A 1,443-nucleotide genomic window follows, 5' to 3' on the forward strand; every position below is an offset into this window, starting at 1 on the left:
GGTACATTGCTGTTCCAAAAATGCTACATCTTGTTGCATTTACGCGTCAAGGTGTTCCGTATTGTTGCACGCAGGGTGCAACAACGTTGTTGCACCCTGCGTGCAACAGGTCAAAGGTATGTTTCCCAGCAAAAACAATAAGTTATTATTTTTGCTATATCTAATCTTTAAAGACCTAACAGCAAACATCAAAAGTTAGGTACCTCCCGCCTTTAATCGGGCATTTTTGAGGGTCAAGGTTCACGTAAGTGACCGCGGAGCGGCTCGACCTTGATGCTCAAAAATGCCTAACAAGCTTCGCGGAGGTGGTTGTGATCACGCAGTGAGCGCAACCACCTGCCAGACGCATTTGATTTTAGCCATTGCGGGTTCCGGGCGCAGCGCCGGACCAGTCACGTAGCGCTAGCGGAGTGTATACTGGCTTAGGTGTGTAAGCAGAAAATGTGGGGTGTTGGTTATCTTGCGCCTCCTTCGTTCATTCGCTCACTACGTTCGGTCATGAACTGCGGCAGGCACTCTTGGCTCTTAACCTTAATGGTTTCGATACCAATCGCTGATACTGTCAACAGCGAGCTACTCGAGTTTATTTACGTCGACAGCGTATTGTTAGATGATCGTGTGCAGATGTTTTGTTAGATTATTTATTTGTAATTATAAAAAAACAGCCATTCGGCTGTTTTCTTTACTGCTATCGCCATGTAATAAAAATACGCATATTATTATCACAACAGCCTTATTTATTTTTATTTTCATAAAGGCTCCATTTTATTATTATGCCGAAATCGACGATAAATATATAATATATTTTTAATATAAAAAGCAAATATATTTTGCGATATTATCAAAATATATTTGCTGAGATTTTTTATTTTATTGTTTTACATTAAAAAACAATAACTTATATATTTAAGTATCTTGCTTTGGCTATTCATTGGAAGAAAACATCGACATGATTCTTCTCTTAATGTCGCCATCATTGTTAACTAAAGTCTTTGTCACAAATGCTGAGTAGTCTTTTGATGTGTTATATCCCTTCCACACTTCATGAGGATCTAATGCATATGCGCAGACCTTTCCTGCAACGGGGATCCTAACCAATGCGTTTTTTGACTCTAAGTAATTTAGCCACCTTATTATTGTCGATCTATTCACACCCATTTTATCGGCAAGAAATTGCTGATCTGCAACAACTGCTCCACATGAAGGATCGATATGTTCTGCTAAAAATGAGTAGAGTCGTAGCGCCGCTACCCCTTGTTTGTCAGTGAGGAGCTCTCTAACACGTTCCCAGCCTTTAGGTGATACCTGGGTGAACCTGGAGTTCTTTTTCGCTTCCTCATGCTCTCTAGTGGCTTTTCTGACGTTCTCATCAAGTTGCTCTTGCCGTTTTTTTCCGTGTAACTCTGGATTCACAAACATGACATTTTCGCCTTTGGTTTTGAT

General features: G+C 40.5%; 1 protein-coding gene. It reads right to left on the minus strand.

Annotated features, from left to right (window positions below; translation table 11 throughout):
* Positions 1-924: 924 nt before the first annotated feature.
* Complete coding sequence (locus AAHF05_RS25120) at positions 925-1,419, minus strand: helix-turn-helix domain-containing protein (protein WP_016240432.1); 495 nt, start codon at positions 1,417-1,419, stop codon at positions 925-927.
* Positions 1,420-1,443: the final 24 nt, after the last annotated feature.

This window comes from Enterobacter adelaidei (genome assembly GCF_041937165.1).
Lineage (GTDB): Bacteria > Pseudomonadota > Gammaproteobacteria > Enterobacterales > Enterobacteriaceae > Enterobacter > Enterobacter adelaidei.

Coding starts and splice junctions, on each gene's coding strand:
- AAHF05_RS25120 (WP_016240432.1), bottom strand. CDS start 1,419: ATGTTTGTGAATCCAGAGTTACACGGAAAAAAACGGCAAGAGCAACTT.